Below are 4,684 nucleotides of genomic sequence, written 5' to 3'. Positions count from 1 at the left end.
TCGCGGGCATCATCAAGATGGTGCAGTCGATGCGCCACGGGATCCTCCCGGGCACGCTGCACGTGGACGCGCCGTCGTCCCAGGTCGACTGGTCCGCCGGCGCGGTGGAGTTGCTGACCGAGGCCCGCGACTGGCCCGTGACCGACCGGCCGCGCCGGGCCGGGGTGTCCTCGTTCGGCATCAGCGGCACCAACGCCCACGTCATCCTCGAAGCGCCGTCGGGCGCACCGGTTCCCGCGACCGGCGCCGAGTCGCCGGCCGTCGTTCCGATCGTGCTCAGCGCCGCCGAGCCGGAGGCGCTGCGGGAGGCTGCCGAGCGGATCCGGCAGGGCCTCGCCGCCGACACGTCCCCGGGCCGGGTCGGACGGGCGCTGGCGACCCGCGCGCGGTTGCGCCACCGGGCGGTGCTCCTCGCGAGCGACCGCACCGCACTGGACGCGGGCCTGGCGGCGGTGGCCGCAGGGACCCACCCGCTCACGGGGGTCGCCGGGCCGGACCGGCTGGCGGTGGTGTTCACCGGTCAGGGGTCCCAGCGGGCCGGTATGGGCCGGGAGTTGTACGAGGCGTTCCCGGTGTTCGCCGCGTCCTTCGACGAGGTGTGTGCGGCACTGGATCTCCCGCTGCACGAGGTCTTGGACGACCGGGAGCGGCTGGACCTGACCGGCTGGGCGCAGCCGGCGATCTTCGCGGTCGAGGTGGCGCTGCTCGCGCTCGTGCGCTCGTGGGGCGTGACCCCGGACGTGGTCGCCGGTCACTCGGTCGGTGAGATCGCCGCCGCCCACGCCGCCGGGGTCCTGACCCTGGCCGACGCGGCGAAGCTCGTCGCCGCCCGGGGCCGGCTGATGCAGGCGCTGCCGACCGGCGGCGCGATGCTGGCTGTCGGGGCCTCGGAGGCCGAGGTGCGCGAGGCGTTCCCCGACATCGACGTCGCCGTGGTGAACGGACCGGACGCCGTGGTCGTGTCCGGTGCGGAGGGCGACATCGCGCGGATCGCCGAACTGGCTTCGGACCGCGGCTGGAAGACGTCCCGGCTGCGGACCAGCCACGCGTTCCACTCCCGCCTGATGGAGCCGATGCTCGACGAGTTCCGCGCGGTCGTGGGGGCCCTGACGTTCGCCGAGCCGACCCTCGCCGCCGTGTCGACGGTGACCGGTGCCGCCGTGACGCCGGGGGAGTGGACCGACCCGGAGTACTGGGTGCGGCAGGTCCGCGAGCCGGTCCGGTTCGCCGACGCCGTCACCGCCCTCGACGCCGGCCGTGTGCTCGAACTGGGTCCGGACGGCGTCCTCACCGCGCTGATCGGCGAGGCGGGCGGCCCGGACACGGTCGCCGTCGCCGCGCTGCGCCGCGACCGGGACGAGGTCATGGCGCTGCTCACCGCCGTGGCCGAGCTGTTCGTCCATGGGCAGCGCGTCGAGTGGCGGGCGCTGCTCGGCGACGGCGCCCGGGCCGACCTGCCCACCTACCCGTTCCGGCACCAGAGGTTCTGGCTGGATCCGACACCGCCGACCGGCGACGTGACCGCGGCCGGTCTTGACGCCCCGGACCACCCGCTGCTCGCGGCCTCGGTCGAACTCCCGGACTCCGGAGCGCTGTTGTTCACCGGCACCCTTGCCTCCGGAACCCGGCCCTGGCTCGCCGACCACCGGGTGCACGGCACGTCCGTGCTGCCGGGCACCGCACTGGTCGAACTGGCTCTGGCAGCGGGCGTCCGGGCCGGAACCCCGGTGGTGGACGAGTTGGTCCTGCGGGATCCGCTGACGCTGCCCGACGGGGTGACCGTCCGGCTGCGCGTCCTGGTCGCCGCGCCCGACGACGCCGGACGGCGCGCGTTGAGCGTCTACTCCCGCCCCGACGACGAGTCCACGGCCTGGACCGTGCACGCCACCGGGTTGCTCACCGCCGAGGCCGAGGCCGAGGCCGGGTCAGGGTCCGTCGACGACGGCGCGGATCTGGTCGTGTGGCCGCCGGCGGGTGCGGAGGAGGTCGAACTGGACGGCCTCTACGAGGCGTTCGCGGACGCGGGCCTGGGCTACGGTCCTTCGTTCCGGGGCCTGCGGCGGGCCTGGCGTCGCGGCGGGACGGTGTTCGCCGAGGTCACGACCGGCGAGTCGGTCGACGGGTTCGGCGTGCACCCGGCGCTGTTCGACGCGGCGTTGCACGCGATCGGGGTCGGCGGGCTGATCACCGCTGACGGGGCCCACCTGCCCTTCACCTTCTCCGGTGTCCGGTGGGAACGGCCCGCGGGCGCCGCGCTGCGGGTGCGGCTGGAGGCCGGTGCGACCGCGGGTGCGGTGCGGATCGCCCTGGCCGACGCCTCCGGACTCCCGGTGGCCGTGGTCGACGGCCTGGTCCTGCGTCCCGTGGCGGCCGGCCGGCCGACGAGTTCCGCGAACCGGTTCCTGTTCGGCCCGGGTTGGGTGGTGCAGGAGGTGTCCGCCTCGGCGGACGCCCCGGTGGTCGTGGACCTGGGCGATCCGCTGCCCGTCCCGGCCGCCCCCGTGCTGGTCGTGGACGCGACTGCACCGGGCGCCGCACTCGACCGGGCCGGTGCGCTGCTCTCCCTGCTCCAGGAGTGGCTGGCCGATCCCGCGTGGGCCGAGTCCCGCCTGGTGGTGCGGACGTTCGGCGCGGCCGGGGACACCGTCACCGATGCGGACGGTGCCGCGCTCTGGGGCCTCGTACGGTCGGCGCAGTCGGAGCACCCGGACCGGATCCATCTGCTGGACGCGGACGCGAACGCGCTGTACCCGGTGCCGCAGGCAGTGGTGCGGGACGGCGTGGTGCGGGTTCCGCAGCTCGTGAGGCTCGACGGGGCGCGGGCGGCGGATTCCGCCGCCGGGCCCGTGGAGTTCGGTGACGGCGTCGTGGTGGTGACGGGTGCGACCGGCACGCTGGGACGGCTGGTCGTCCGGCACCTGGTCGAGGCCCACGGTGTGCGGCGCCTGGTGCTGCTGTCCCGGTCGGGTGCGGGCGTGGAGGTCGACGGGGCGCAGGTGCGGGCGGTGGCCTGCGACGTGGCGGACGCGGAGGCCGTGGCCGAGGCGTTGCGGGACGAGCCGGTGTCGGCGGTGATCCACGCCGCCGGTGTGCTGGACGACGCACTGCTGACCGATCTGACGCCCGAGCGCCTCGACACGGTGTTCCGGGTCAAGGTCGACGCGGCGCGCAACCTTGCCGCCGCGACGGAGGGCCGGGCGCTCAGCGCGTTCGTCCTGTACTCCTCGGTGGCGGGTCTGTTCGGTAACGCGGGTCAGGCCAACTACGCTGCCGCGAACACGTTCCTGGACGCGTACGCGTCGGAGCTGCGGTCGCGGGGTGTGCCGGCGACGTCGCTCGCCTGGGGCCTGTGGGACGCGGGGATGGGTGAGACGCTCACCGATGCGGACCGGGAGCGGATGCGGCGCGGCGGCGTCCTGCCGCTCACGGCGGAGCAGGGCCTTGCGGCCTTCGATGCCGCGCTCGGCACCGGCGAGCCGGTGGTCGCGCCTCTGGCGATCGACATCACCGCGCTGCGCAACGCTCCCGTCGTGCCGCCGATCCTGCACGGCCTCGCCCCGGCTCGGGCCGGGGCCCGAACCACGAACGGGTTCGGGCGACGGCTCGCGGCGCTGCCCCGGGCCGAACGCGACCACGCCGTGCTCGGCCTGGTCCGGACGCAGGTCGCCGAGGTGCTCGGGTTCTCCTCCGCCGACCAGGTCGGGGCCCGCCGTGCCTTCAACGAGCTGGGCTTCGACTCGCTCACCGCGGTCGAGTTGCGCAACCGCCTCGCCGCCGCGACCGGGCTGCGGCTGCCGTCCACGCTGGTCTTCGACTACCCGACGGTGGAGACCCTGGCGGGCTTCGTCTCCGGGGAAATCGCCGGCCGGGACGCCCCCACCGCGGTCGCCGCCGCGACGACCGACCCCGACGAGCCGATCGCGATCGTGGGGATGGCGTGCCGTTACCCCGGGGGCGTCGCCTCGCCGGAGGACCTGTGGGAGCTGGTGGTGTCCGGGCGGGACGGGATCGTGCCGTTCCCCGAGGACCGTGGCTGGGACGTCGAGAACCTGTACCACCCGGACCCGGACCACCCCGGTACCTCGTACACGCGGGAGGGCGGATTCCTCTACGGGGCCGCGGACTTCGATCCTGAGGTGTTCGGGATCTCGCCGCGTGAGGCGTTGGCGATGGACCCGCAGCACCGGCTGCTGCTGGAGACGTCGTGGGAGGCGTTCGAGCGGGCGGGGATCGACCCGCTGGGCCTGCGCGGTTCGCGGACCGGGGTGTTCGCGGGCGTGATGTACAACGACTACGGGCTGGTCCTCGACCGGTCCACCGACAACGCCGAGGGCTTCCTCGGCACGAGCGGCAGTGTCGCGTCGGGCCGGGTGTCGTACACCTTCGGTCTGGAGGGTCCGGCGGTCACGGTCGACACGGCGTGCTCGTCCTCGCTGGTGGCGCTGCACCTGGCGGTGCAGGCGCTGCGCAGTGGGGAGTGCGAGCTGGCGTTGGCCGGTGGCGTGACGGTGATGGCGACGCCGGGGACGTTCGTCGGGTTCTCGCGGCAGCGGGGTCTCGCGGCCGACGGTCGGTGCAAGTCCTTCGCGGAGGGCGCGGACGGTACCGGGTGGGGCGAGGGTGTCGGCATGCTGCTGGTGGAGCGGTTGTCGGACGCGCAGCGTCTGGGGCACCCGGTCCTGGC

At 74.9% G+C, this 4,684-nt stretch carries 1 protein-coding gene; it reads left to right on the top strand.

What is annotated here, in order from left to right; translation table 11 throughout:
* Positions 1–29: 29 nt before the first annotated feature.
* On the top strand, positions 30–4,684 hold a 4,655-nt coding region (locus ACFWOG_RS39700; RefSeq protein WP_380364511.1), incomplete at its 3' end, for an SDR family NAD(P)-dependent oxidoreductase.

It is taken from the genome of Kitasatospora sp. NPDC058406, from assembly GCF_042722765.1.
Taxonomy (GTDB): Bacteria; Actinomycetota; Actinomycetes; order Streptomycetales; family Streptomycetaceae; genus Kitasatospora.
The sequence above is the reverse complement of the archived record's forward strand: the minus strand, read 5'-3'. Positions and strand labels throughout refer to the sequence as shown.